Source organism: Variovorax sp. GrIS 2.14 (genome assembly GCF_046115955.1).
Taxonomy (GTDB): Bacteria; Pseudomonadota; Gammaproteobacteria; order Burkholderiales; family Burkholderiaceae_C; genus Variovorax.
Genome location: NZ_JBJXIA010000002.1, coordinates 144,991 through 168,683 on the forward strand (window position 1 = coordinate 144,991; position 23,693 = coordinate 168,683).

At 62.7% G+C, this 23,693-nt stretch carries 24 protein-coding genes; 20 read left to right on the plus strand and 4 right to left on the minus strand.

The window, feature by feature from the left end:
• Positions 1–95: 95 nt before the first annotated feature.
• From RCH10_RS04470 to RCH10_RS04480, 3 genes are read right to left on the minus strand one after another with little or no spacing between them, the layout of a single operon-like run.
• On the minus strand, positions 96–734 hold the full coding sequence (locus tag RCH10_RS04470; protein WP_409051451.1) for a hypothetical protein: 639 nt from the start codon (positions 732–734) through the stop codon (positions 96–98).
• Positions 735–762: 28 nt separating this feature from the next.
• A complete protein-coding gene (locus tag RCH10_RS04475) occupies positions 763–1,758 on the minus strand; it encodes an HpcH/HpaI aldolase/citrate lyase family protein (protein ID WP_409051452.1) in 996 nt (331 codons plus the stop codon).
• Positions 1,759–1,792: 34 nt separating this feature from the next.
• Positions 1,793–2,779 carry a malate dehydrogenase gene (locus RCH10_RS04480; protein WP_409051453.1) on the minus strand — a complete coding sequence of 329 codons (987 nt, stop codon included), beginning with the start codon at positions 2,777–2,779 and terminating at the stop codon, positions 1,793–1,795.
• A 156-nt stretch (positions 2,780–2,935) separates the two neighbouring features.
• On the opposite strand from RCH10_RS04480, the gene RCH10_RS04485 reads away from it, so the two are divergent.
• The 19 genes from RCH10_RS04485 (at position 2,936) to accD (ending at position 22,401) form a co-directional block, all read left to right on the plus strand.
• Entirely contained in the window at positions 2,936–3,691 is a 756-nt protein-coding gene (locus RCH10_RS04485; RefSeq protein ID WP_409051454.1) for a GntR family transcriptional regulator, read from the plus strand.
• A gap of 144 nt (positions 3,692–3,835) precedes the next feature.
• On the plus strand, positions 3,836–4,282 hold the full coding sequence (gene sdhC, locus RCH10_RS04490) for a succinate dehydrogenase, cytochrome b556 subunit (RefSeq protein ID WP_409051455.1): 447 nt from the start codon (positions 3,836–3,838) through the stop codon (positions 4,280–4,282).
• 10 nt (positions 4,283–4,292) lie between these two features.
• A complete protein-coding gene (gene sdhD, locus RCH10_RS04495; RefSeq protein WP_187052695.1) occupies positions 4,293–4,658 on the plus strand; it encodes a succinate dehydrogenase, hydrophobic membrane anchor protein in 366 nt (121 codons plus the stop codon).
• A 4-nt stretch (positions 4,659–4,662) separates the two neighbouring features.
• On the plus strand, positions 4,663–6,471 hold the full coding sequence (gene sdhA, locus RCH10_RS04500; protein WP_409051456.1) for a succinate dehydrogenase flavoprotein subunit: 1,809 nt from the start codon (positions 4,663–4,665) through the stop codon (positions 6,469–6,471).
• A 48-nt stretch (positions 6,472–6,519) separates the two neighbouring features.
• Positions 6,520–7,221: a succinate dehydrogenase iron-sulfur subunit gene (locus tag RCH10_RS04505; RefSeq protein WP_187052697.1), complete on the plus strand. Its 702-nt coding sequence runs from the start codon at positions 6,520–6,522 to the stop codon at positions 7,219–7,221.
• A 10-nt stretch (positions 7,222–7,231) separates the two neighbouring features.
• Complete coding sequence (locus tag RCH10_RS04510; RefSeq protein WP_187052698.1) at positions 7,232–7,546, plus strand: succinate dehydrogenase assembly factor 2; 315 nt, start codon at positions 7,232–7,234, stop codon at positions 7,544–7,546.
• 18 nt (positions 7,547–7,564) lie between these two features.
• Positions 7,565–8,875 (plus strand): citrate synthase, encoded by a 1,311-nt coding sequence (gene gltA, locus RCH10_RS04515; RefSeq protein ID WP_409051457.1) that lies wholly within the window; start codon positions 7,565–7,567, stop codon positions 8,873–8,875.
• Positions 8,876–9,051: 176 nt separating this feature from the next.
• On the plus strand, positions 9,052–9,192 hold the full coding sequence (locus RCH10_RS04520) for an entericidin A/B family lipoprotein (protein ID WP_323496651.1): 141 nt from the start codon (positions 9,052–9,054) through the stop codon (positions 9,190–9,192).
• Positions 9,193–9,353: 161 nt separating this feature from the next.
• A complete protein-coding gene (locus RCH10_RS04525) occupies positions 9,354–10,322 on the plus strand; it encodes a LysR family transcriptional regulator (RefSeq protein WP_409051458.1) in 969 nt (322 codons plus the stop codon).
• A gap of 42 nt (positions 10,323–10,364) precedes the next feature.
• Positions 10,365–11,816 (plus strand): 3-isopropylmalate dehydratase large subunit, encoded by a 1,452-nt coding sequence (gene leuC, locus RCH10_RS04530; protein ID WP_409051459.1) that lies wholly within the window; start codon positions 10,365–10,367, stop codon positions 11,814–11,816.
• Positions 11,817–11,852: 36 nt separating this feature from the next.
• Complete coding sequence (leuD, locus tag RCH10_RS04535; protein WP_409051460.1) at positions 11,853–12,518, plus strand: 3-isopropylmalate dehydratase small subunit; 666 nt, start codon at positions 11,853–11,855, stop codon at positions 12,516–12,518.
• A 42-nt stretch (positions 12,519–12,560) separates the two neighbouring features.
• Positions 12,561–13,661 (plus strand): 3-isopropylmalate dehydrogenase, encoded by a 1,101-nt coding sequence (leuB, locus tag RCH10_RS04540; RefSeq protein WP_409051461.1) that lies wholly within the window; start codon positions 12,561–12,563, stop codon positions 13,659–13,661.
• 82 nt (positions 13,662–13,743) lie between these two features.
• On the plus strand, positions 13,744–14,916 hold the full coding sequence (gene asd, locus RCH10_RS04545) for an aspartate-semialdehyde dehydrogenase (protein ID WP_409051462.1): 1,173 nt from the start codon (positions 13,744–13,746) through the stop codon (positions 14,914–14,916).
• A gap of 164 nt (positions 14,917–15,080) precedes the next feature.
• Positions 15,081–17,783 (plus strand): FimV family protein, encoded by a 2,703-nt coding sequence (locus tag RCH10_RS04550; protein ID WP_409051463.1) that lies wholly within the window; start codon positions 15,081–15,083, stop codon positions 17,781–17,783.
• A 27-nt stretch (positions 17,784–17,810) separates the two neighbouring features.
• On the plus strand, positions 17,811–18,623 hold the full coding sequence (truA, locus tag RCH10_RS04555) for a tRNA pseudouridine(38-40) synthase TruA (protein ID WP_409051464.1): 813 nt from the start codon (positions 17,811–17,813) through the stop codon (positions 18,621–18,623).
• Complete coding sequence (locus tag RCH10_RS04560; protein ID WP_409051465.1) at positions 18,620–19,309, plus strand: phosphoribosylanthranilate isomerase; 690 nt, start codon at positions 18,620–18,622, stop codon at positions 19,307–19,309. Before truA ends, RCH10_RS04560 begins: the two co-directional genes overlap by 4 nt.
• A 54-nt stretch (positions 19,310–19,363) precedes the next feature.
• Positions 19,364–20,644: a tryptophan synthase subunit beta gene (gene trpB / locus RCH10_RS04565; protein ID WP_323496658.1), complete on the plus strand. Its 1,281-nt coding sequence runs from the start codon at positions 19,364–19,366 to the stop codon at positions 20,642–20,644.
• Complete coding sequence (gene trpA / locus RCH10_RS04570) at positions 20,641–21,498, plus strand: tryptophan synthase subunit alpha (protein WP_409051466.1); 858 nt, start codon at positions 20,641–20,643, stop codon at positions 21,496–21,498. Before trpB ends, trpA begins: the two co-directional genes overlap by 4 nt.
• 30 nt (positions 21,499–21,528) lie before the next feature.
• Positions 21,529–22,401: an acetyl-CoA carboxylase, carboxyltransferase subunit beta gene (gene accD / locus RCH10_RS04575; RefSeq protein WP_409051467.1), complete on the plus strand. Its 873-nt coding sequence runs from the start codon at positions 21,529–21,531 to the stop codon at positions 22,399–22,401.
• A gap of 19 nt (positions 22,402–22,420) precedes the next feature.
• On the opposite strand, the gene RCH10_RS04580 is transcribed toward accD, so the two are convergent.
• Positions 22,421–22,981 carry a YggT family protein gene (locus tag RCH10_RS04580; RefSeq protein WP_409051468.1) on the minus strand — a complete coding sequence of 187 codons (561 nt, stop codon included), beginning with the start codon at positions 22,979–22,981 and terminating at the stop codon, positions 22,421–22,423.
• A 49-nt stretch (positions 22,982–23,030) separates the two neighbouring features.
• Here RCH10_RS04580 and RCH10_RS04585 point away from each other — a divergent pair, with 49 nt between their 5' ends.
• Positions 23,031–23,678 carry an LON peptidase substrate-binding domain-containing protein gene (locus tag RCH10_RS04585; RefSeq protein WP_409051469.1) on the plus strand — a complete coding sequence of 216 codons (648 nt, stop codon included), beginning with the start codon at positions 23,031–23,033 and terminating at the stop codon, positions 23,676–23,678.
• Positions 23,679–23,693 lie beyond the last annotated feature (15 nt).

Sequence of the window (23,693 nt, forward strand, 5' to 3'; positions counted from 1 at the left end):
TCGGGACTGCCGGAAAGCAGGGGCGGAAAGCGGAGCCGCTCGAGCGACAAGCAAGAGCCGCGCCGCGGGACAGGCCCCCAGCGGTAGGGCAGCGATTACTTCTTGACGGGCTTTTTCGCGGTCGAGGTCGGAGCAGGAGCGACCGCCTGGGTCGCAACTTCAGTGCTCTTGGTATTGGCTGGGGCATCCGCGCCCTCGAACAAGCTCTTCGGCGGGTTCTTCTTCATTTCTTCCGCAAACGCGACCTGCTCTGCCGTCTGGCATTCGTCGGCGATGCGCAAGCCGGCCGACTGGTTCATCAGCATCGACTTGTTGCCGAGCTGCAGCCACACCGCGCCCTGGCGCGGGTCTTCGAGGCGAATGGCGCCGGTGCGGCTTTCGACCGGGTGCATGCGGAAACGCTGATTCTTGGTGCTTACGGAGAAATAGCCCGGCTTCTTTTCGTCGAGCTGCACCGACACATCGGCGCCGAGTTCGCACTGCGCGCGGCCGACCGAAACGCGACGGGCGACGGCCAGATCGGCCTCGGACAATTCGACGTCGACTTCCTGGCTCACAGGCGTCACTTCTTCCACTGCCTTGGCGGCGCGCCGCGTGACTTGGTGCTTTTTCGGAGCGTGCTTTCCGGTGGTCGACTTGGCAGCGGTCGTTGCGGCGGGCTTGTCCGTCGTTTGTGCAATGGCTGCCAACGGCAAGGCCAGCGCGAGGGCGGCGATCAGAACGAGTTTTTTCATGGAGTCTCCTTGATGAGGTTCGTGGGGTTCAGGAAGCCGGGCCAGCAAACCAGGCCTGGGCTTCAGAGGGGAGCGCGCGCCCTGTAGCGTGCGCGCGCGCGAGGACTTGCCAGAAATGGCGATAGCTGGCGCGGTCGTGCAGCGCGCCTTCGAAGCTGACCGGCGCCCAGTCGGCGCCGACTGCGGCCAGCAAGATTCTCGTCGCGACATCGATCTGCGCTTCGTCGGGCGCAAACGCGTCGAGGATGGGCCGGATCTGGTTCGGGTGGATGCTCCACATCCGGGTGTAGCCGAACAGGGTCGCCGCTTTTTTTGCGGCGGCGCGCATCGCATCGATGTCGCTGAATTCGGTCACGACGCAATGCGACGGCACCTTGCCGTACGCATGCGCCGCCGAGGCGATGGCCAGCTTGGCGCGCACCACCAGCGGATGAACGAACTGCCCGATGGCACCCATGCCATCGGCCGGAATCGCGCCGGCATGTGCCGACACGAAATCCATCAGTCCGAAGCTAAGCGACTGCACGCGTGGATGCGCAGCGATCTCGAAGGCGTTGTGCACTGCCAGCGGCGATTCGATCAGCACGTGCAGCGGCAATGCCTCTGCATCGACCGCGTCGAGTGCAGCCACGGCTTGCAGCACATCGGCGATCGACTCGACCTTCGGCACCATCAGATGGCTCAAGCTGCCCGCGGCGCGACCGGCGATGGTCATCACGTCACCCGGAAACGCAGGATGGTCGACAGGATGCACCCGCACACCCACGCGCATGCCGGGCTTGGCGCCCAACGCGAGTTCGGTTACCAGCGCAGCGTGTTCGGCTTCACCGCCGACCGGCGCGCCGTCTTCGCAGTCGAGCGTCACATCGAAGACACAAGCGCCGAACTCTTCGGCCATGTCGGCCTGCAGCGCGAGACTTTTTTTCATGCGGGCTTCGACGCCACTGTAGTGATCGCAGACCGGCAGCACGATCGCGCCAGCCTGCGCACCCAACAGCACGTCGCCGGGATGGGCTGTCTTCATGTCTGGCGCCGCAGCTCGAGCATCGGCGACGCGATCAGAGCAGGTGAGCGACGCCGGCTTGTTCGTCGGTCAGTTCCTTGAGCGTCTTGTCGATGCGTTCCTGGCTGAAGGCGTCGATCACCAAGCCTTCGACGATCTTGTATTCACCGTTTGCACAGGTGACCGGGAAGCCGAACATGACGTCCTTCGGAATGCCGTATTCGCCATTCGACGGGATGCCCATCGTCACCCATTTGCCGTGGGTACCCAGGGCCCAGTCGCGCATGTGGTCGATGGCGGCGTTGGCAGCCGAAGCTGCCGACGACGATCCGCGCGCTTCGATGATGGCTGCGCCGCGCTTGCCGACGGTCGGCAAGAAGGTGTTGGCGTTCCATTCCTGGTCGTTGATCATCTTGGCGACGCTCTCGCCGTTGATGGTCGCGAAGCGATAGTCGGCGTACATCGTGGGCGAGTGGTTACCCCACACCGTCAGCTTCTCAATGTCGGCCACCGGCTTACCGGTCTTGGCGGCGATCTGACTGGCAGCGCGGTTGTGGTCCAGGCGCAGCATGGCGGTGAAGTTCTTGGCGGGCAGGCCCGGTGCGCTCTTCATCGCGATGTAGGCGTTGGTGTTGGCTGGGTTGCCGACCACCAGAACCTTGACGTTGCGGCTGGCGACGGCGTCGAGCGCCTTGCCTTGCGCCGTGAAGATCGCGCCGTTGACGGCCAGGAGTTCAGCGCGTTCCATGCCCGGCCCGCGGGGGCGCGAACCGACCAACAAAGCGTAGTCGGCATCCTTGAAAGCTGTCATCGGATCGCCATGGGCTTCCATGCCGACCAGCAGCGGGAAAGCGCAATCGTCGAGTTCCATCATCACGCCTTTGAGCGCTTTTTGCGGGCCTTCAACCGGCACTTCGAGCAGTTGCAGGATGACCGGTTGGTCTTTGCCGAGCATTTCGCCGGAAGCGATGCGAAACAACAGGGCGTAACCGATTTGGCCGGCTGCGCCGGTGACGGCAACGCGGACGGGTTTTTTGCTCATGGGGAGACTCCAGAAGGTGAGAAACAGGTGGCGGACGGGTGTCGGGAGGCGCAGGGCCGGCCGGCATTTTATGCCCATTCGAGGTTTCGATGGCGCCCGTCTTATGTCTTATATAAGATTGAAGGCCAGCACCGCCACGGTGCATCGTCTCATTGAATGAACAACCGCACTGTCCTCGAAGCCGTGACGCCCTCTTTTAGCCCGTTGTACCAGCAGATCAAGGCGCTGATATTGCAGAGCTTGCAAGCCGGCGAATGGAAGCCGGGCGAGCCGATTCCGAGCGAGATGGACTTGGCAGCGCGTTTCAGGGTCAGCCAGGGAACCGTGCGCAAAGCGATCGACGAACTCGCGTCAGAGAACCTCGTCGTGCGGCGCCAAGGCAAGGGCACTTTCGTCGCGACGCATGCCGAGCACCAGGTGCAGTACCGCTTCTTGAAGCTCGTGCCGGATTCTGGTGACACCGATGCAGAAGGGCCTGCCCAGCGCACCATCGTCGACTGCAAGCGGCAGCGCGCTTCGGCGGACGTGGCGCGAGCGCTGGCCTTGCGCACAGGCGACGGCGTGTTGCAGGTGCGGCGCGTGCTGGCCTATGCGGGCGTACCCACCATTCTCGAAGACCTGTGGTTGCCCGGCGCGCCCTTCAAGGGACTGACAACAGAACGCCTGAGAGCTTCCCGTGGGCCGATGTATGCGCTCTTCGAAGCCGAATTCGGCGTACGGATGGTGCGGGCCGAAGAAAAAATCCGAGCCGTGCTGCCCGACGCGCAGCAGTCGAAATTGCTCGACGTAGCACCGGGCACGCCATTGCTCAGCGTGGAGCGAGTGGCCCTCACCTACCACGATGCACCCATGGAACTGCGACGTGGGCTCTACCGCACCGACACGCACCATTACCGCAACCAACTCGGATGAGATTGCCCACGCGTGCACTGTGTTGACTCCGGGGTGCCCGCTGACAGATGGTGCATTGCAATAGAATTTTGTGTGCTTTGCACTTATGCCGAATAACAAGCCGACAAGCCATCCCGCTCGAAAAGCTACGAAAGCCATCTCCCCATGACAGAGCTTGCCTCCTCCCCCCGGCCGCGGCGCCGCGAGTTTCGCAACATCAATGCGTTCACCGACCTGACCACCTACCGGCTGCCGCCGGCCGGAATCGTCTCCATCTTGCACCGCGTCAGCGGCGCCCTGATGTTCCTGCTGATGCCGTTCATCATCTGGATGTTCGACACGTCGATCTCTTCCGACATTTCATTCGCGCGATTCAAGGCCGCCTTCAACAGCGGCCTGGGCATCGTTCCGGGATGGTTCATCAAACTGGTCGCATTGGCGCTCATCTGGGCGTTTTTGCACCACTTCATCGCCGGACTGCGCCATCTCTGGATGGACACCCACCATGCGGCTGTTACCAAGGAATTCGGAAAAACCTCGGCAATCGTCACGCTGGCGCTCAGCATCAGCATCGCGATCGTTCTCGGCCTGAAGCTCTTCGGCGCTTATTAAGGAGCACATCATGGCAGTGAACTACGGCACCAAGCGCATCGTTGTCGGCGCGCATTACGGACTTCGCGACTGGCTGAGCCAGCGCATCACGGCGAGCCTGATGGCGCTTTTCACGATCATCGTGGTGGCACAGGTAATTTTTTCGCATGGTCCGATCGGCTATGACAGTTGGGCCGGAATCTTCGCGACGCAGTGGATGAAGGTTCTGACTTTCGTCGCCATCGTCTCCATGCTTTATCACGTCTGGGTCGGCATGCGCGACATCTGGATGGACTACGTGCAGCCAGTCGGCATCCGACTAACTGCCCAAATTTTCACGATCGTCTGGCTCGTAGCGTGTGCGGCCTGGGCCATCCAAGTGCTCTGGAGACTCTGATCCCATGTCGTATACCAAAGAACAAATCACCAAGCGCAAATTCGATGTCGTCATCGTCGGTGCCGGCGGCTCCGGCATGCGCGCCGCGCTGCAACTGGCGCGCGCCGGCCTCAACGTGGCCGTGCTTTCCAAAGTGTTTCCGACGCGCTCGCACACGGTGGCTGCGCAAGGCGGCATCGGCGCCTCGCTCGGCAACATGAGCGAGGACAACTGGCATTACCATTTCTACGACACCATCAAGGGCTCCGACTGGCTCGGCGACCAGGACGCGATCGAGTACATGTGCCGCGAAGCACCCAAGGTGGTGTACGAGCTAGAACACTTCGGCATGCCGTTCGACCGCAACCCGGACGGAACGATCTATCAGCGTCCGTTCGGCGGTCACACCGCCAACTACGGCGAAAAGCCGGTGCAGCGCGCCTGCGCCGCAGCCGACCGTACCGGCCACGCGATGCTGCACACGCTCTACCAAAAGAACGTCGAAGCGCGGACCCAGTTCTTCGTCGAATGGATGGCGCTCGATCTGATCCGCGATGACGACGGCGACGTCGTCGGCGTCACCGCGCTGGAGATGGAAACCGGCGACCTGCACATCCTGCAGGCCAAGACCGTGCTGCTGGCCACCGGGGGTGCCGGCCGTATTTTTGCGGCCTCGACCAACGCCTTCATCAACACCGGCGACGGGCTGGGCATGGCGGCTCGCGCAGGCATCCCCTTGCAGGACATGGAGTTCTGGCAGTTCCACCCGACCGGCGTGGCCGGTGCCGGCGTGTTGCTGACCGAAGGTTGCCGTGGCGAAGGTGCGATTCTGCTCAACAGCAACGGCGAGCGCTTCATGGAACGCTACGCGCCGACCATGAAAGACCTGGCACCGCGCGACTTCGTCTCGCGCTCGATGGACCAGGAAATCAAGGAAGGTCGTGGCTGCGGTCCCAACAAGGACTACATCCACATGAAGCTGGACCACCTTGGGGCAGACACCATCCACAAGCGCCTGCCGTCGGTGTACGAGATCGGCATCAACTTTGCCAATGTCGACGTGACCAAGGAGCCGATCCCCGTGGTGCCGACCATCCACTATCAGATGGGCGGAATCCCGACAAACATCAAGGGCCAGGTCGTGATCCAGAAGGACGGCGACAACAGCGCGGTGGTCAATGGCCTCTACGCCGTGGGCGAATGCTCCTGCGTCAGCGTGCACGGCGCCAATCGCCTGGGCACCAATTCGTTGCTCGACCTGTTGGTGTTCGGCAAGGCTGCCGGCAACCATATCGTCGAGTTCAACGACAAGCTGAAGGAGCACAAGTCGCTGCCAGCCGATGCGGCCGACCGTTCGCTCGAACGCCTGAACCAGCTCGAAAGTTCGAGCGAAGGCGAGTACGCCCAAGACGTGGCCAACGACATTCGCGCTGTGATGCAGCAGCATGCAGCGGTCTTCCGCAAGCAAGTCACGCTGGATGAAGGTGTCGTCAAGATCGCCGACATGCGAAGGCGCGTCTCGGGCATCACGCTGAAAGACAAGTCGCGCGTGTTCAACACGGCACGCATCGAGGCGCTCGAAGTCGACAACCTGATCGAAGCGGCGCAAGCCACGCTGATTTCGGCCGCCGCCCGCACCGAATGCCGCGGCGCGCATACGGTCGAAGACTACGAACGTCCGGCCGACGACGCCGCGGCACCGCTCGGCCGCGACGATACCAATTGGATGAAGCACACCCTTTGGTACAAGCAGGACAACCGACTGTCATACAAGCCGGTCAAGCTGCAACCGCTGACCGTGGCATCGGTTCCGCCCAAAGTGCGAACGTTCTAACGCCCACGCAATACCAGGCCAATACAAGGTTCAAAAAAGGTCACCACGATGAAGCGCACATTTCAAATTTACCGCTACGACCCAGACCGCGACGCCAAGCCCTACATGCAGACCATCGAGGTCGAACTCGAAGGCAACGAGCGCATGCTGCTGGACGCACTGATGAAGCTCAAGGCACAAGACCCGACGCTGTCGTTCCGGCGCTCATGCCGCGAAGGCGTTTGCGGCTCCGACGCAATGAACATCAACGGCAAGAACGGTCTGGCCTGCCTGACCAATATGCTCACGCTCAAGGGCAATATCGTGCTCAAGCCGCTGCCCGGCCTGCCGGTGATCCGCGACTTGATCGTCGACATGACGCAGTTCTTCAAGCAGTACAACTCGATCAAGCCGTACCTCCAAAACGATTCGGTTCCGCCTGAAAAAGAACGCCTGCAATCGCCCGAAGAGCGCGAGGAGCTCGACGGTTTGTACGAATGCATCTTGTGCGCGAGCTGCTCGACGAGTTGCCCCAGCTTTTGGTGGAACCCTGACAAGTTCGTCGGCCCCGCCGGCCTGCTGCAGGCCTACCGCTTCATCGCCGACAGCCGCGATGAAGCAACCGCCGAGCGCCTCGACAACCTCGAAGACCCGTACCGCCTGTTCCGCTGCCACACCATCATGAATTGCGTCGATGTGTGCCCGAAGAACTTGAACCCGACCAAGGCGATCGGCAAGATCAAAGAACTGATGGTGCGTCGCGCTGTCTGAGGCTTTTGCCATGCAAGTCGTTGAAAATCCGGACGATTCGATCAGCGTGCGCGCGCTCAGCAAGCTCCGGTGGCGCTGCCGCCGCGGCCTGCTCGAGAACGACCTGTTCATCGCCCGGTTTTTCGATCGGCATGAATCTCGCTTGACCTTTGGGCAGGCACACGCGCTTGAAAGACTGATGGATCTGGCGGACAACGACTTGCTCGACCTGCTGATGCGCCGCAAAGAACCCGAAGCCGAACTGGCAACGCCGCCGGTGATGGCGCTCCTGGCTCTCATGCGGGTATCGCAGACACCCGATCCCTTATCTTCATCCCGAACTTAAATCTGAAAGAAAGTTGCAATGAAAGCTTCCGACACCAAGGCCACCTTGTCGTTCAGCAATGGGGGCGACAACGTCGAGCTGCCGATCTACAAAGGTACGCTCGGCCCCGATGTGATCGACATCCGCAAGCTGTACGCCCAGACCGGGATGTTCACGTACGACCCCGGATTCATGTCGACAGCATCGTGCCAGTCGGCGATCACGTACATCGATGGTGACAAGGGCGAGTTGCTGTACCGCGGCTACCCCATCGAGCAGCTCGCGACCAACTGCGACTTCCTAGAAACCTGCCATCTGCTGCTGTACGGAGAACTGCCCGACGCGCCGAAAAAAGAAGAGTTCACTAAGCTCGTGACCAATCACACGATGGTCAACGAGCAGATGCAGTTCTTCCTGCGCGGCTTTCGTCGCGATGCACATCCAATGGCGGTCATGACCGGCTTGGTCGGTGCACTGTCGGCCTTCTATCACGACAGCACGGACATCAACAATCCGAAGCACCGTGAGATCGCTGCCATCCGCCTCATCGCCAAGATGCCGACGCTGGTGGCCATGACGTACAAGTACACCGTGGGCCAGCCCTACATGTACCCGAAGAACGACCTCAGCTACGCAGGCAACTTCCTGCACATGATGTTCGCGACGCCGTGCGAAGAGTACAAGGTGAGCCCAGTGCTCGAGCGCGCGCTCGACCGCATCTTCATCCTTCACGCAGACCATGAGCAGAACGCGTCGACCTCGACCGTACGCCTGTGCGGATCGTCAGGCACCAACCCGTTCGCAGCGATCGCGGCCGGCGTGGCTTGCCTCTGGGGCCCGGCTCACGGCGGTGCCAACGAGGCAGCGCTCAACATGCTGGGCGACATCCAGAAGGCCGGCGGCGTCGAGAAAATCGGCGAGTTCATCAAGCAGGTCAAGGACAAGAATTCGACCGTCAAGCTGATGGGTTTCGGTCACCGCGTGTACAAGAACTACGACCCGCGCGCCAAGCTGATGCAGGAAACCTGCAAGGAAGTGCTGCAAGAACTCGGTCTCGAAAACGATCCTCTGTTCAAGCTGGCGATGGCGCTCGAAAAGATTGCCCTGGAAGACGAATATTTCGTGTCGCGCAAGCTCTACCCCAACGTCGACTTCTACTCTGGCATCGTGCAACGCGCCATCGGCATTCCGGTGCCGCTGTTCACCGCCGTGTTCGCGTTGGCGCGCACGGTCGGCTGGATCGCCCAATTGAACGAAATGATCGGCGACCCGGAATACAAGATCGGCCGCCCGCGTCAGCTGTTCGAAGGCTCGGTCCAACGCAACGTCAAGCCGATCGCATCGCGCTGAAGATCTTCCGGTGGGGTGATCGGTCCGGCGACGGCCTAATCAATCGCCCTTAAAAGCTGCCTACGGGCAGCTTTTTTGCGTCTTGGCTTACAGGATCACTCAGGTCGACGACGTACTTTGTAAAGTGGAGCGCAACTCCAACCGTTCGATCCACCATCCGCTCCAAGGAGTTTGAAATGAAGAAAATCGCTGCACTGATGGCTGTCACTTTCGCTTTCGGCGTCTCGCTCGCTGGCTGCAACACCATGGCCGGCGCGGGCCAGGACATGCAGCGAGCCGGTCAGAAGATGGAGAACGCCGCCGAAAAGAAGAACTGACAGCACAGCCAGCACCGCACGTCGGGCAAACCAGCGGGCTTCGGCCCGCTTTTTTTCATCTCGCTGCGGCATCGCCGTCATCTTGGATTGCGATGGCTCGATAGTCGAAAGAGTAGCAAAATCTTCTTTTCGTCATCTCGAATCGCGATGACTGATCCGAAATGACGCTCTTGCCCCCCGCCCCTCCTTCCCCGTCTTCCGAACGCAACTTTGCCCGCCGCATCGACTTGACGTCGTTGCAGCTGTTCGTTGCGGTGTGCGAGCTGGGCAGCATCGGCCGCGCCGCAGAGCGCGAATTCATTGCCGCGTCAGCGATCAGCAAGCGGTTGGCCGACCTCGAGGCGACACTCAACACCACTCTGCTCTATCGCCACGCCCGCGGCGTCGACCTCACCCCCGCAGGAGAGAGCCTGCTGCATCACGCACGGTCGGTGCTCTACAGCCTTGAAAAAATGCAAGGCGAGTTGAGCGAGTACGCAGACGGCGTGCGCGGCCACGTGCGCGTGCACGCCAACATTTCGGCCATCGTGCAGTTTTTGCCTGAAGACCTGGGCAGTTTCAGCCGAGCGCACGAGGCCATCAAGATCGACCTCGAAGAGCATCTGAGCAGCGAGGTGATGCGCGCGGTGCAGGAAGGTGCCGCCGACCTCGGCGTGTGTCACGTGGCGCCGGGCACCAGCGACTTGCAGAGCCTGCCGTACCGGCGCGATCGCCTTGTGCTGGTCGTTCCAGCCCATCACGCGCTGACGGTGCACGACACCATCGATTTCGTCGACTCGCTGGAGTTCGACCACGTCGGCTTGCATGCCAACAGCTCGATCTACGTCGCGATGCATCAGGCCGCCCTCGACGCGAGCCGGCCCATCAAGCTGCGCATCCACGTCACCGGGCTCGACGCCATGTGCCGCATGATCGAAAACGGCCTCGGCATCGGGGTGATGCCCGCGCGCGCCTTCGAACTCATGCAGAACGGCATCGGCCGCGGCCTCGTCGCGCTTGCTCTGACCGATGCCTGGGCAGCACGCGAAATCCGGTTGGTGGCACGCGACTTTTCGAGCTTGCCCGTGGCCGCACGCTCCCTTGTGAATCACCTGCAGGCGCCGGCTGAAACGATGCCTTTGGCGGCCTGACGGACGACATCAGAATAATTATCCCCACGAAAGAAGAGACCTATGCCACGCACGCTCTACGACAAGCTCTGGGACGAACATGTCGTCCACACCGAAGAAGACGGTACGTCGATTCTCTACATCGACCGCCACCTGGTCCATGAAGTGACCAGCCCGCAGGCCTTCGAAGGCCTGCGCGTGGCGGGCCGCAAGCTCTGGCGCATCAGCTCGGTCGTGGCCACTGCCGACCACAACACACCTACGACGCATTGGGAGCGCGGCTACGACGGCATCAGCGACCCGATCAGCAAGGAGCAGATCACCACGCTGGACAGCAACATCGCCGAGTTCGGCGCAGCGGCGTTCTTTCCGTTCCTGAGCAAGCGCCAGGGCATCGTGCACGTGATCGGCCCCGAGTCGGGCGCGACGTTGCCGGGCATGACCGTGGTCTGCGGCGACTCGCACACATCGACGCACGGCGCGTTCGGCGCACTCGCACACGGCATCGGTACCAGCGAGGTGGAGCATGTGATGGCGACGCAAACGCTGCTCGCCAGGAAGGCAAAGAACCTGCTCGTGAAGGTCGATGGAAAGCTGCCGCTCGGCTGCCAGGCCAAGGACATCGTGTTGGCGATCATCGGCAAGATCGGCACGGCCGGCGGCACCGGCTACACCATCGAATTCGCGGGCTCTGCCATCCGCGACCTGAGCATGGAAGGCCGCATGACGGTCTGCAACATGGCGATCGAGGCCGGCGCGCGAGCGGGCCTCGTGGCGGTGGACGACAAGACCATCGCGTACGTCAAGGGGCGCTCCTTTTCACCCGGCACCGATCCGAAGACCGGACTCTTCATCGGTGGCCCGGAATGGGATCAGGCGGTGGCTTACTGGAAGACCTTGCAGTCCGACCCCGATGCCAAATTCGACGCCGTGGTCGAGCTCGATGCATTTCAGATCCAGCCGCAAGTCACCTGGGGCACATCGCCTGAAATGGTCGTCGACATCAACGGCCGCGTGCCCGATCCGGACAAGGAAAAAGACGCCAACAAACGCGATGCGATCGAACGCGCACTGGTCTACATGGGCCTGGAGCCCAACAAGCCGATGAACGACATCTTTCTCGACAAGGTGTTCATCGGCTCGTGCACCAACAGCCGCATCGAGGACATGCGCGAAGCCGCCGCCGTGGTGAAGAAGCTTGGCCAGAAGGTGGCTAAGAACGTCAAGCTGGCGATGGTCGTGCCGGGCTCCGGCATGGTGAAGGAACAGGCCGAGCGCGAAGGCCTCGACAAGATCTTCATCGCCGCCGGCTTCGAATGGCGAGAGCCCGGCTGCTCGATGTGTCTGGCGATGAACTCCGACCGGCTCGAACCGGGCGAGCGTTGCGCGTCGACCAGCAACCGCAATTTCGAGGGCCGGCAAGGCGCCGGTGGACGTACGCATCTGGTGAGCCCGGCGATGGCCGCTGCCGCCGCGGTACACGGCCATTTCGTCGACGTTCGGCAGTTTGCTTGAGCCATCGCTATTCAAGGAACACGCAAGGAAAACACCATGCAGAAATTCACCGTACACAAGGGTCTCGTTGCCCCTATGGATCGCGAAAACGTCGACACAGATGCGATCATTCCCAAGCAGTTTTTGAAGTCGATCCGCAAGACGGGCTTCGGCCCGAACCTGTTCGACGCCTGGCGCTATCTGGACCCGGGCGAGCCGGGGCAAGACCCTGCAAGCCGCAAGCCGAACCCTGATTTCGTGCTGAACCAGCCGCGCTACACCGGTGCCTCGGTGCTCATCGCCCGCAAGAACTTCGGCTGTGGTTCGTCGCGCGAGCACGCTCCGTGGGCGCTCGACCAATACGGCTTTCGCGCCATCATCGCGCCGAGCTACGCCGACATCTTTTTCAACAACAGCTTTAAGAACGGCCTGCTGCCGATCGTGTTGCCAGAAGCGCAAGTCGCTCAATTGTTCGACGAGACTTTTGCCTTTCCGGGCTACAGCCTGACGGTCGACCTGGAACGCCAGGTGGTCCTCAAGCCGGACGGCAGCGAGTTGCCTTTCGAAGTGCAGGCCTTTCGCAAGTTCTGCCTCGTCAACGGGCTCGACGACATCGGCCTGACGCTGCAAAAGCGGGACAAAATCAAGGCCTTCGAAACCGAGCGGCTGGCGCAAATGCCGTGGCTCGCGCACAGCCTCATCGCGTCGCCGATTTCGCATTGACGACAGTCGACCGCATCTCAACCACATAAGAAAATCGAACTCATGAAAATCGCAGTCCTTCCCGGCGATGGCATCGGCACCGAAATCGTGGCGGAAGCCATACGCGTGCTCGACGTGCTCGACCTTCCGTTCGAAATGGAAACGGCGCTGGTCGGCGGCGCGGCCTATGAAGCGCACGGACATCCGCTGCCGGAGGCGACTCTCAAGCTCGCGAAAGAATCCGATGCCGTGCTGTTCGGCGCCGTCGGCGACTGGAAGTACGACAAGCTGGATCGGCCGCTGCGTCCGGAGCAGGCAATCTTGGGTCTGCGTAAAAACCTGGGGCTGTTCGCCAATTTCCGCCCGGCCATCTGCTACGAGGAACTGGTCGGTGCATCGAGCCTTAAGCCGGAGCTGATTTCGGGCCTCGACATCCTGATCATTCGCGAGTTGACTGGCGACATCTACTTCGGCGCGCCGCGTGGGCGCCGCACCGCCGTCGACGGCCACTTTCCTGGCGCCGAAGAGGCCTTCGACACGATGCGCTATTCCAGACCTGAAATCGAACGCATCGCCCACGTCGCCTTTCAGGCAGCGCGCAAACGCAGCAAACGCGTGACCAGCGTTGACAAGGCCAACGTGCTGGAGACGTTCCAGTTCTGGAAAGACATCGTCACCGAAGTCGGCAAGGAATATCCGGACGTCGAACTCGACCACATGTACGTCGACAACGCAGCCATGCAACTCGTCAAGGCGCCGAAGAAGTTCGACGTGATCGTCACCGGCAACATGTTCGGCGACATCCTGTCGGACGAGGCGGCGATGCTCACAGGCTCGATCGGCATGCTGCCTTCGGCATCGCTAAATTCGAGCAATCAGGGCTTGTATGAGCCGAGCCACGGCAGTGCGCCCGACATTGCCGGCCAAGGGGTTGCCAATCCGTTGGCTACAATTCTGTCCGCTGCCATGATGCTCCGCTTCTCTCTCAATCAACCCGAAGCTGCCGACCGAATCGAGTCGGCGGTCAAGTCGGTGCTCGCCTCGGGCTTGCGCACTGGCGACATCTGGTCGGAAGGCACGAAGCGCGTCGGCACCCGCGCCATGGGCGACGCAGTGGTGGCAGCGCTTGCTTCTGCGATCACCAAAAAGACGATCACCGGCTAACCGCAGCCCGCTTCGTCACGCCCCCCGGCTCGACGAGCCGGGTGCCAAAGAGAAAACACTTTTTTGACAAGGGCACATTGAAATGACGAACGCATCCTCACAACCTCTGGTCGGCCTCGTCGGCTGGCGCGGCATGGTCGGCTCGGTCTTGATGGACCGCATGCAGACCGAAGGCGACTTCGGTCTCATTGAGCCGATGTTCTTTTCGACTTCCAACGCTGGTGGCAAGGCCCCGGCGATGGCAAAAAACGAAGGCACGTTGAAGGATGCGCACGACATCGACGCGCTGAAGAAGTGCGACATCGTCATCACCGCCCAAGGCGGCGAGTACACCAGCGAGGTCTACCCCAAGCTTCGCGCCGCCGGCTGGACCGGCCACTGGATCGATGCGGCGTCGACACTGCGGATGAACGACGACGCAATCATCGTGCTCGACCCGGTCAACCTGCCAGTAATCCAGACGGCGTTGGCCAAGGGCGGCAAGAACTGGATCGGCGGTAACTGCACCGTCAGCTGCATGCTGATGGGCGTTGGTGCGCTCTACAAGGCTGGCCTGGTCGAATGGATGACCAGCATGACCTATCAGGCGGCTTCGGGTGGCGGCGCGCAGCACATGCGCGAGCTGCTGACGCAGTTCGGCACGCTGAATGCCGAAGTGCGCTCGCTGCTCGATGACCCGAAGTCGGCCATTCTCGAAATTGATCGCAAGGTTCTGCACAAGCAGCAGAACCTGAGCGCTGCCGAAACCGCGAACTTCGGTGCGCCGCTGGGCGGCTCGCTCATTCCGTGGATCGACAAGGACCTGGGATTGGGCAAGAACCCGGGCGATGTCGATTGGGGCATCTCCAAGGAAGAGTGGAAGGGCGGCGCTGAGACCAACAAGATCCTCGGCCGAGGTCCGGGCTTCGACATTGCACCCACGCCCGTCGACGGTTTCTGCGTGCGAGTCGGCGCCATGCGCTGTCACAGCCAGGCATTGACCTTCAAGCTGAAGAAGAACGTCCCGGTCGCAGACATCGAAGCGCTCATCGCCACTGACAACGCCTGGGCCAAGGTCGTGCCGAACACGCGTGAAGCCACCGTCGCGCAGCTCACACCGGTGGCAGTCACGGGCACGATGGACATCCCGGTCGGTCGTATTCGCAAGCTGGTGATGGGGCCAGAATATGTCGGCGCCTTCACGATCGGCGACCAACTGCTCTGGGGCGCTGCGGAGCCATTGCGTCGCATGCTGCGAATACTGATCGAGGCTTGAGCGCATTTTTGAGCGCCAAAGTAGTAGAGGGCGTTGCCTTGTCGCAACACCCTCGACACGCCGAAGTTGGCGCGCACTGGGTAGAACGGCCGCGCCGGCTTGTCAGTGCCGAATGATGGTGTTAACGTCCTCTTACACTTTTGGGCCGAGCTGCCCCTAACAGCATGACAAGACCTATGTTGCCTGCGGCCAGCGTGCCGGCCATCCGACCGACCAACAAGTTGGCCGGTCGCGGCCAGCTGTCGCTCCTCAGTGTCGCCATCGCGCTGGCACTCGGCACTGTCAGCATCGACGCCAGCGCGCTGGCGCTTGGTCGACTGAACGTGCAGTCCGCTCTGGGCGAACCGCTTCGTGCCGAGATCGATGTCACCGAGATCACTGCTTCTGAAGCCGACGGCATGAAGGTCGCCATCGCCTCGTCGGAAGCGTTTCGCGCCGCCGGTGTGGCCTACAACCCTGCACTGTCGGACGTTCGAGTGAGCCTGCAACGGCGCGCCGATGGCCGCTACGTGGTTCGCCTGACCGGTACCCGTTCGCTGAGCGATCCGTTTGTCGACCTGCTGGTCGAAGCCAACTGGAGTGCCGGGCGCATCGTGCGCGACTACACGGTGCTGCTAGACCCACCTTCCAGCCGTCAGGCCGCCGCGCCCGTGGTGCCGCTGGCGCCGCAAATCAGTGCAGCGCCGCCCGTGCAACGTGCTCCACCCGCGGCTGCACCCGCCGTTGTGCCCCCGGTGCCGCGCCGCGAGCGTCCGGCCGCAGTCGCACCCGCGCCTGCAACGGCGGCGGAGGCGCCCGTACGCACCGGTACCGCCTCGGGCGGCACGGGTACCGGTGATCAGGTCACGGTGCGCCCCGGCGACACGGCCAGCAAGATTGCAGGCGCATACAAGCCCGCCGACGTTTCGCTCGACCAGATGCTGGTAGCGCTGCTGCGCGCCAACCCGAACGCGTTCGTCGGCGGCAACATCAATCGCATGAAGGCCGGCGCCGTGCTCGACGTGTCGGCCGGTTCGCAAGCGGCAAACGTGCCACCGGATGAAGCCAAAAGAACCGTCACCGCGCAGAGCCGCGACTTCGGCGAATACCGCCGTCGTCTGGCAGAAAACGCTCCTACGGCGCGCGTTGCCGCTGCCGACAGGCAAGCCGCGGGCAAGCTGCAAGCCAACGTCGAAGACCGTAACGCAGCCGCGGCATCCCCTGACAAGCTCACCATTTCACAAGGCACTGCGGCAGCGCGTGCGAACGAAGAAAAGCTGGCGCGTGACCGTCAGGCGCAAGACGGCAAGAGCCGTGTCGCCGAACTGTCGAAGAACATCACCGAACTGAACAAGCTCCAGGCGGCCACGGGCACTGGTGCGACAACGGCAACGCCGGGGACACCCGCAGCACCTGCACCTGCAGCGGCACCGACCCCAGCAGCGGCGGCTTTGCCTGCTCCGTCCCCCGCACCCGCTGCTGCGCCCGCCCCCGCAGTTGCCGCGACGCCGGCAGCAACCGCGCCAGCGACGCCGACCGCAAACCCAACGACTGCATCGACCACCGCGCCCCCGACTCCGGCCGCCACGACCCCCACACCGGCAGTGCCGGTCGCCAAGGTCACGCCGCCCGCTGCTGCGCCAGTCGAGCGCGGCTTCTTCGCCGAGCTGATGGACAGCCCGCTCATGCTCGGGGCTGCTGCACTGATCGCGCTGCTTATCGCGTTCATTCTTTATCGCGTGCTAGGCCGCAAACGGCAAGACGCCGGCGACAGCGTGTTTCTCGAGAGCCGCATGCCGAAAGACTCGTTCTTCGGCGCCAGCGGCGGCGAGTCGGTCGACACCAAGAACCGCGGCAACTCGGTGGTGTCGTCGCTCTCGTATTCGCCGAGTCAGCTCGATGCAGGCGACGTCGATCCGGTGGCGGAAGCCGATGTCTACCTCGCCTACGGCCGCGATTTGCAAGCCGAAGAAATTTTGCGCGAAGCCCTTCGCGTGAATCCGGAACGCGCGGCCATTCACCTCAAGCTGCTTGAAATCCACGCCAAGCGACGCGACCTGCGCGCCTACGAAGCGCTGGCGACCGACGTGCACAAGCTGACCGGGGGCACCGGCAACGACTGGAACCGCGTCGTCGAGATGGGCAAGGAACTCGATCCGGGCAATCCTCTGTACGAAGCCGGTGTGCGCAGCGTTCCGCTGGCAGACACCACGCCGCAGCCGCTGAGCGATAACGAGATCACATTGCCGATCGTCAAGGCACCGACACCCGCTGCGCCCGCAGTGGCTCCGCCGCCCGCCTTCGTCCCATCCGTCGCACCGCTGGACTTCGACCTCGACCTGAGCAAGCCGCCGGCACCCAAGCCTGTGGCAGCACCCGTCAGTGCCAGCTTGCCGCCGGTTTCGGCGCCTTCGCTGAGCCCGGTCGCCATGCCGTTCTTGCCGAGCCTGAACGACACATCGCGCGGAAAGCCGGCGGCCACCACGGCACCGGCACCGTTCAGCCACCGCGATGTGCTCGATCTTGAAAATGACTTCGATACCGCGCCAGGTGCCCTGGAGCCTGTAACCCGCGCCGTTGGCCTCGACGACGAGCACACGCAGCCCGCCACCTTGCGCGCTGGACTGCCGGGCGACTCGGGCTTCATCGAGTTCGACATGAGCTCGCTCGCCGGTTTGCAACGCGCGCCGAGCGACACCGAACCCGGTCGCCTCGAACCGCTCGACGAAGGCGGCGAAAGCCCGCATGCGGTCAAGCTGTCGCTGGCCCGCGAACTGCAGGCGCTTGGCGACGTCGAAGGTGCGCGCTCGCTGGTCGAAGAAGTCGAATCCGAGAGCTCGGGCGAACTCAAGTCGCAGGCCAAGCATCTGCTCGCCCAACTCCATTGAGTGCTGGCGCGGGCCGATGATCGTGTCGTGAGATTGGCCCTCGGCGTTCGCTACAACGGCCAAGCCTATGAAGGCTGGCAAAGCCAACTCTCTGGCCGCACCGTGCAGGACAAGCTCGAAACAGCGCTCGGTAAATTGGCCGGCAAGCGAATTTCGACTTTGTGCGCCGGCCGCACCGACACCGGCGTCCACGCACTGATGCAGGTCGTGCATTTCGACACCGAAGTCGAGCGCGAACTGGTGTCCTGGGTGCGCGGCACCAACCGCTTCCTGCCTTCTGACATCGCGGTGCAATGGGCGCATCCGGTGCCCGACGCTTTCCATTGCCGCGCGAATGCCGTGGCTCGCCGCTATCTCTACGTGCTCTCGCAGTCTCCGGTGCGGCCCAGCCTGGATTCGGGCCGCGTCGGCTGGTCGATGTACCCGCTCGACGGCAACGCGATGCGTGCTGCAGCCGCGCTGCTGATCGGCTCACACGATTTCACCTCGTTTCGCGCCTCGTCCTGCCAGGCGCGATCGCCCGTCAAGGAGATGCGACGTATCGTCATCACGCGCCATGGCGAAGGCGAGCGCTGCCGATGGCACTTCGAGTTCGAGGCCGACGCCTTCCTACACCACATGATTCGCAACCTGATGGGCTGCCTCGTGCGCATCGGGCGCGGCGACGAAAAGCCCGAATGGATGCTGACCGTGCTCGAAGCGCGCAGCCGCATGGCCGCAGCGCCGACCTTCTCCCCGGACGGCTTGTACTTCGTGGGACCGTTGTACGACGCCAAGTGGGGCCTGCCGGCCGAAGCCACCTTACAACCAGGAGGCGGCCCCTATGATGGGTCGCCATGACCCGAACCCGAATCAAGATCTGTGGCCTCACGCGTGAGCAAGACGTCGACGCTGCCGTCGCCGCCGGCGCAGACGCCGTCGGCTTCGTGCTGTACGCGGGAAGCCAACGCGGGGTAACGCCGCAGCGCGCTGCAGTGCTGGCATCGCGCCTGCCGCCCTTCGTGACGCCCGTGCTGCTCTTCGTCAACGAAGACGCAGCCCAAGCCCTCTCCGCACTGGCTACCGTACCGGGTGCCATCGCGCAGTTCCACGGCGACGAAACGCCGCAGCGATGTTTTGAGTCGAGCGGCGCGGGGCGCTATCGCTTCATGCGCGCGGCCCGCATTCCCCTTGGCTTGGCCGGGAGCGACTTCGACCTCGTAAAATATGCTTCCGATTTCTCTCACGCCCAGGCCATCCTGCTCGACGCGCATGTCGACGGTTATGGCGGTGGCGGCAAGGCATTCGATTGGTCACTTCTTCCACCCGCCGTCGACGCTCACCTCGTCTTGAGTGGTGGACTCACACCTGCAAACGTGGGCGATGGCATTCGCCACTTGCGGACATGCGGCAAAACGCTGTCCGTTGATGTGAGCTCCGGCGTCGAAGCCGATGCACCCGACGGCATGACCGTCAAGGGCATCAAGGACGCCGGCAAAATCCGCGACTTCGTGACGGCCGTCCGGGCCGCCGACGCTGCTTCCTGATTCCGCCGCACCGCCTCGACAGGCCGGGCGCGGCCCAACCGATCGAGACCCTTCATGCAAAGCACCTATCAGCAACCTGACGCCACCGGCCACTTCGGCATCTACGGCGGAAGTTTTGCGAGCGAGACGCTCACACATGCCATCGCCGAATTGCGCGATGCGTACGCGAAGTTCAAGGACGATCCAGCCTTCCTTGCCGAGTTCCACTACGAGCTGAAGCACTTCGTAGGGCGACCATCGCCGATCTACCACGCCGCGCGCACCAGTCGTGAAATGGGCGGTGCGCAGATCTACCTGAAACGCGAAGATCTGAACCACACCGGCGCACACAAGATCAACAACGTGATCGGCCAGGCGATGCTCGCCCGGCGAATGGGCAAGCCACGCATCATTGCGGAGACCGGCGCCGGCCAGCACGGCGTGGCGACCGCGACCATCTGCGCGCGCTACGGCCTCGAATGCGTGATCTACATGGGCAGCGCCGACGTCCAGCGCCAGAGCCCCAACGTCTACCGCATGAACCTTCTCGGCGCCACGGTGGTGCCGGTCGAATCGGGTAGCAAGACACTGAAAGACGCGCTGAACGAAGCCATGCGCGACTGGGTCGCCAACGTCGACGATACCTTCTACATCATCGGTACGGTGGCCGGACCGCACCCCTATCCGATGATGGTGCGTGACTTTCAGAGCGTGATCGGCACCGAGTGCATCGGCCAGATGCCGGCCATGCTGGCGGCGGATGGAATGACCGGTGAAGCGGAAGGCAAGCAACCGGATGTGGTTCTGGCCTGCGTCGGCGGCGGCAGCAATGCGATGGGCATCTTCTACCCTTACATCCCGTTCGCGAATACGCGCCTCATCGGTGTCGAAGCCGCGGGCGAAGGCCTCGACAGTGGCAAGCACTCGGCGTCGATCCTGCGCGGCAGCCCCGGGGTGCTGCACGGCAACCGAACCTACCTGCTGCAAAACGAAGACGGCCAGGTGACCGAAACGCACAGCATCAGCGCGGGCCTGGACTATCCCGGCGTGGGACCGGAGCACGCCTATCTTTCGGACATCGGCCGCGCCGAATACGTCGGGGTGACCGACACCGAAGCACTCGAAGCCTTCCACTATCTTTGCCGCACCGAAGGCATCATTCCGGCGCTGGAGCCCGCCCACGCCCTGGCCTACGCCATGAAGCTGGCCAAGACGATGCGCAGCGACCAGTCGATTCTGGTTAACCTCTCGGGACGCGGCGACAAGGACATCGGCACGGTGGCCGATTTGGCAGGCGTCGACTTTTACGACCGACCCTCGATGCGCGGTTTTCAGGTGAAAGGAGGCAAAGCATGAGCCGCATCGCCGCCACCTTCGCTGCTCTCCAAAAAGATGGGCGCCGAGCGCTCATTCCGTACGTCACGGCAGGCTTTCCGTTCGCCGACATCACGCCGGAGCTGATGCACGGCATGGTCGCAGCAGGCGCCGACGTGATCGAGTTGGGTGTTCCCTTCTCCGACCCGATGGCCGATGGCCCGGTCATTCAAAAGGCCGGCGAAGCTGCCCTCGCTTTAGGCGTCGGCATGAAGCAGGTGTTGGCGATGGTCAGCGCCTTCCGCAGGCAGGACACGATCACGCCGGTGGTGCTGATGGGCTACGCCAACCCTGTCGAAAAGTACGACCTGGTACACGGCGCTGGCAGCTTCATTCGCGACGCAGTGGTGGCCGGCATCGATGGATTGCTTATCGTCGACTACCCGCCTGAAGAGTGCGAAGACTTCGCGGCACGACTGCAGGCAGCCGGCATCGATCTGATCTTCTTGCTGGCACCGACGAGCACCGAAGCGCGCATGGCGCAGGTGGCTCGCATTGCAAGCGGCTACGTCTACTACGTGTCTTTAAAGGGTGTGACGGGCGCAGGCAACCTCGACACGGACGCTGTCAGCAAGATGCTGCCGCGCATCCGCCAGCACGTGAGCATTCCGGTCGGCGTGGGCTTCGGCATTCGCGACGCGCACACGGCGCAGGCGGTCGGCGCTACGGCGGATGCCGTCGTGATCGGCACGAAGATCATCCAGTTGATCGAGACCCAGCCGCGTGAACGAGTGGTGCCTGTGGTCAGCGAATTTCTCGCAGGGATCCGCGAGGCGCTTGACGCCCTGCCCGCCTTGACCACGACCGCGACCGCCAGCGATTCGGCTGGTCGATAATCTTGTCTGGCTTCCCTCCAGGACTGAATCATGAGCTGGCTTGAAAAACTGCTACCCGCGAAGATCGCGCAAACCGACCCGAGCGAGCGCCGCCAGGTACCCGAAGGGCTCTGGATCAAGTGCCCGAGCTGCGAAACGGTGCTCTACAAGACCGACCTCGAGCACAACCAGAATGTCTGCCCGAGTTGCACCCATCACTTTCGAATCGGCGCGCGCACACGGATCGACAGCTTCCTCGACGCTGAAGGCCGCTATGAAGTCGGCCAGGAAGTGTTGCCCGTCGATGCGCTCAAGTTCAAGGACAGCCGCAAGTACACCGAGCGCCTGAAAGAAGCGCTTGAAAACACCGGCGAGACCGATTCGCTCGTGGTCATGGGCGGCTCGGTGCACAGCATCAGCGTGGTGGTGGCTTGCTTCGAGTTCGAGTTCATGGGCGGCAGCATGGGCAGCGTCGTCGGCGAGCGCTTCGTGCGCGGCGTGCAAACGGCCATCGAGCAGAAAGTGCCGTTCATTTGCTTCACCGCCACCGGCGGCGCGCGCATGCAGGAAGGCCTGCTGTCGCTGATGCAAATGGCCAAGACCAACGCATCGCTCACCCGACTCGCCAAGAAGGGCTTGCCGTACATCAGCGTGCTGACCGACCCCACGATGGGCGGCGTGTCCGCTGGCTTCGCATTCGTCGGAGATGTGGTGATCGCCGAGCCGAAGGCGCTGATCGGCTTTGCCGGGCCGCGCGTCATCGAGTCGACGGTGCGCGTTACGCTGCCGGAGGGTTTTCAGCGCTCAGAGTTCTTGCAAACCAAAGGCGCGATCGACTTCATCAGCGACCGCCGCGAACTGCGCAAGACCATCGCCAGCACGCTGGCCATGCTGCTGCGCCAGCCGGCGGACGCGGTCGTTTAAAAGCTGTTGATCGGGCTGGCTAGCGGCCGAGCGTCCAGGCCCAGCCCATCGCATTGCCGAGCAGGATCGCCGCAACCTGCAGCAGCACGATCGCCACGAGCGGCGACAGATCGACGCCGCCGATCAGTGGAATGAAGCGGCGTAACGGCCGTACCAAAGGCTCGGCGAGGCGCGCAATGAGATCGAGCAGCATCGCATTGGCGCCTGGCACCCACGACAGCACCGCGTAGACGACCAGCAACGCGGTCAGCCCCGACACCGCTAGTTGCGCGAGTCCGATCAGAGAAATCAGCGGCAATACCGTGATCTTGCTGAGGTTGCCAAGCAGCAGCCACAGCAGCAAGAACTTCACCATGACCAACAGCCAAGCCGCTATCGGGCTGGCGATGTCCCAACGCTTGTACGACGGCACGATGCGGCGCAGCGGCATCACGATCCAGTCGGTTACTGCGAAGACGAAGCGCCCCAGCGGGTTGCCGAAAGGCACGCGGTGATACTGCATGTAGAGACGCAGCAGGCATGCGCCGCCGAGCAGGCCGACGATGACGTCGAGCAAAAACGAGGGGATCTGATAGAGCATGGCGCGAAGTCTTGAGCGGAATGCGATGATAGCGACGCAAGGTGCATCGATGACGACACAACCCCTTCTGCTCTCCCTCCCTTTGTTCCCGCTGGGCACAGTCCTTTTTCCTGGAGGCCTGCTTCCACTGCGAATCTTCGAGGTGCGTTACCTCGACATGATCGGCAAGTGTCACAAGGCGGGCACGCCTTTTGGCGTGGTAAGCCTTAACCAGGGCAGCGAAGTCCGCAAGGCCGGCGCTGGCGCCGAGAGTTTTGCATCGACCGGCGTGCTGGCTTCGATTCGAGAGCTGACCACGCCGCAAAGCGGCTTGCTGGAGATCGAATGCGTCGGGACACAACGGTTTCGCGTGATCGGCACCGAGCTGCAAAAGCATGGCCTCTGGACCGCCGAAGTCGAAGCGGTGCCCGACGATCTGGCACTCGCCATCCCTGAAGACCTGCAGCACACGACCATGGCATTGCAGCGGCTGCTGAACACGCTGGAAGAGCGCAGCGCCGCCGAGGGCGAAGAAGAGGTCCAGTTGCCGATCGGCAAGCCCTATCGCTTCGAGGATTGCGGCTGGGTCGCCAACCGCTGGTGCGAGCTTCTGCCCGTGCAGCCTGCCGTCAAACAGCGACTGATGGAACTCGACAGTCCGCTGATGCGACTCGAGTTGGTGAGTGATTTGCTGGCGCGTACCGGCATCGTTGAATAGCTTGCTACTTTTTTC

What these genes read in the sequence shown, in the direction of transcription:
- RCH10_RS04510 (WP_187052698.1), top strand. Translation starts at nt 7,232, where the DNA reads ATGCAAGTCGTTGAAAATCCGGACGATTCGATCAGCGTGCGCGCGCTC.
- sdhA (WP_409051456.1), top strand. Translation starts at nt 4,663, where the DNA reads ATGTCGTATACCAAAGAACAAATCACCAAGCGCAAATTCGATGTCGTC.
- RCH10_RS04585 (WP_409051469.1), top strand. Translation starts at nt 23,031, where the DNA reads ATGACGACACAACCCCTTCTGCTCTCCCTCCCTTTGTTCCCGCTGGGC.
- RCH10_RS04475 (WP_409051452.1), bottom strand. Translation starts at nt 1,758, where the DNA reads ATGAAGACAGCCCATCCCGGCGACGTGCTGTTGGGTGCGCAGGCTGGC.
- sdhD (WP_187052695.1), top strand. Translation starts at nt 4,293, where the DNA reads ATGGCAGTGAACTACGGCACCAAGCGCATCGTTGTCGGCGCGCATTAC.
- accD (WP_409051467.1), top strand. Translation starts at nt 21,529, where the DNA reads ATGAGCTGGCTTGAAAAACTGCTACCCGCGAAGATCGCGCAAACCGAC.
- leuC (WP_409051459.1), top strand. Translation starts at nt 10,365, where the DNA reads ATGCCACGCACGCTCTACGACAAGCTCTGGGACGAACATGTCGTCCAC.
- RCH10_RS04520 (WP_323496651.1), top strand. Translation starts at nt 9,052, where the DNA reads ATGAAGAAAATCGCTGCACTGATGGCTGTCACTTTCGCTTTCGGCGTC.
- RCH10_RS04470 (WP_409051451.1), bottom strand. Translation starts at nt 734, where the DNA reads ATGAAAAAACTCGTTCTGATCGCCGCCCTCGCGCTGGCCTTGCCGTTG.
- leuD (WP_409051460.1), top strand. Translation starts at nt 11,853, where the DNA reads ATGCAGAAATTCACCGTACACAAGGGTCTCGTTGCCCCTATGGATCGC.
- asd (WP_409051462.1), top strand. Translation starts at nt 13,744, where the DNA reads ATGACGAACGCATCCTCACAACCTCTGGTCGGCCTCGTCGGCTGGCGC.
- gltA (WP_409051457.1), top strand. Translation starts at nt 7,565, where the DNA reads ATGAAAGCTTCCGACACCAAGGCCACCTTGTCGTTCAGCAATGGGGGC.
- trpA (WP_409051466.1), top strand. Translation starts at nt 20,641, where the DNA reads ATGAGCCGCATCGCCGCCACCTTCGCTGCTCTCCAAAAAGATGGGCGC.
- RCH10_RS04505 (WP_187052697.1), top strand. Translation starts at nt 6,520, where the DNA reads ATGAAGCGCACATTTCAAATTTACCGCTACGACCCAGACCGCGACGCC.
- sdhC (WP_409051455.1), top strand. Translation starts at nt 3,836, where the DNA reads ATGACAGAGCTTGCCTCCTCCCCCCGGCCGCGGCGCCGCGAGTTTCGC.
- trpB (WP_323496658.1), top strand. Translation starts at nt 19,364, where the DNA reads ATGCAAAGCACCTATCAGCAACCTGACGCCACCGGCCACTTCGGCATC.
- RCH10_RS04580 (WP_409051468.1), bottom strand. Translation starts at nt 22,981, where the DNA reads ATGCTCTATCAGATCCCCTCGTTTTTGCTCGACGTCATCGTCGGCCTG.
- RCH10_RS04525 (WP_409051458.1), top strand. Translation starts at nt 9,354, where the DNA reads ATGACGCTCTTGCCCCCCGCCCCTCCTTCCCCGTCTTCCGAACGCAAC.
- RCH10_RS04550 (WP_409051463.1), top strand. Translation starts at nt 15,081, where the DNA reads ATGACAAGACCTATGTTGCCTGCGGCCAGCGTGCCGGCCATCCGACCG.
- leuB (WP_409051461.1), top strand. Translation starts at nt 12,561, where the DNA reads ATGAAAATCGCAGTCCTTCCCGGCGATGGCATCGGCACCGAAATCGTG.
- RCH10_RS04560 (WP_409051465.1), top strand. Translation starts at nt 18,620, where the DNA reads ATGACCCGAACCCGAATCAAGATCTGTGGCCTCACGCGTGAGCAAGAC.
- RCH10_RS04480 (WP_409051453.1), bottom strand. Translation starts at nt 2,779, where the DNA reads ATGAGCAAAAAACCCGTCCGCGTTGCCGTCACCGGCGCAGCCGGCCAA.
- RCH10_RS04485 (WP_409051454.1), top strand. Translation starts at nt 2,936, where the DNA reads ATGAACAACCGCACTGTCCTCGAAGCCGTGACGCCCTCTTTTAGCCCG.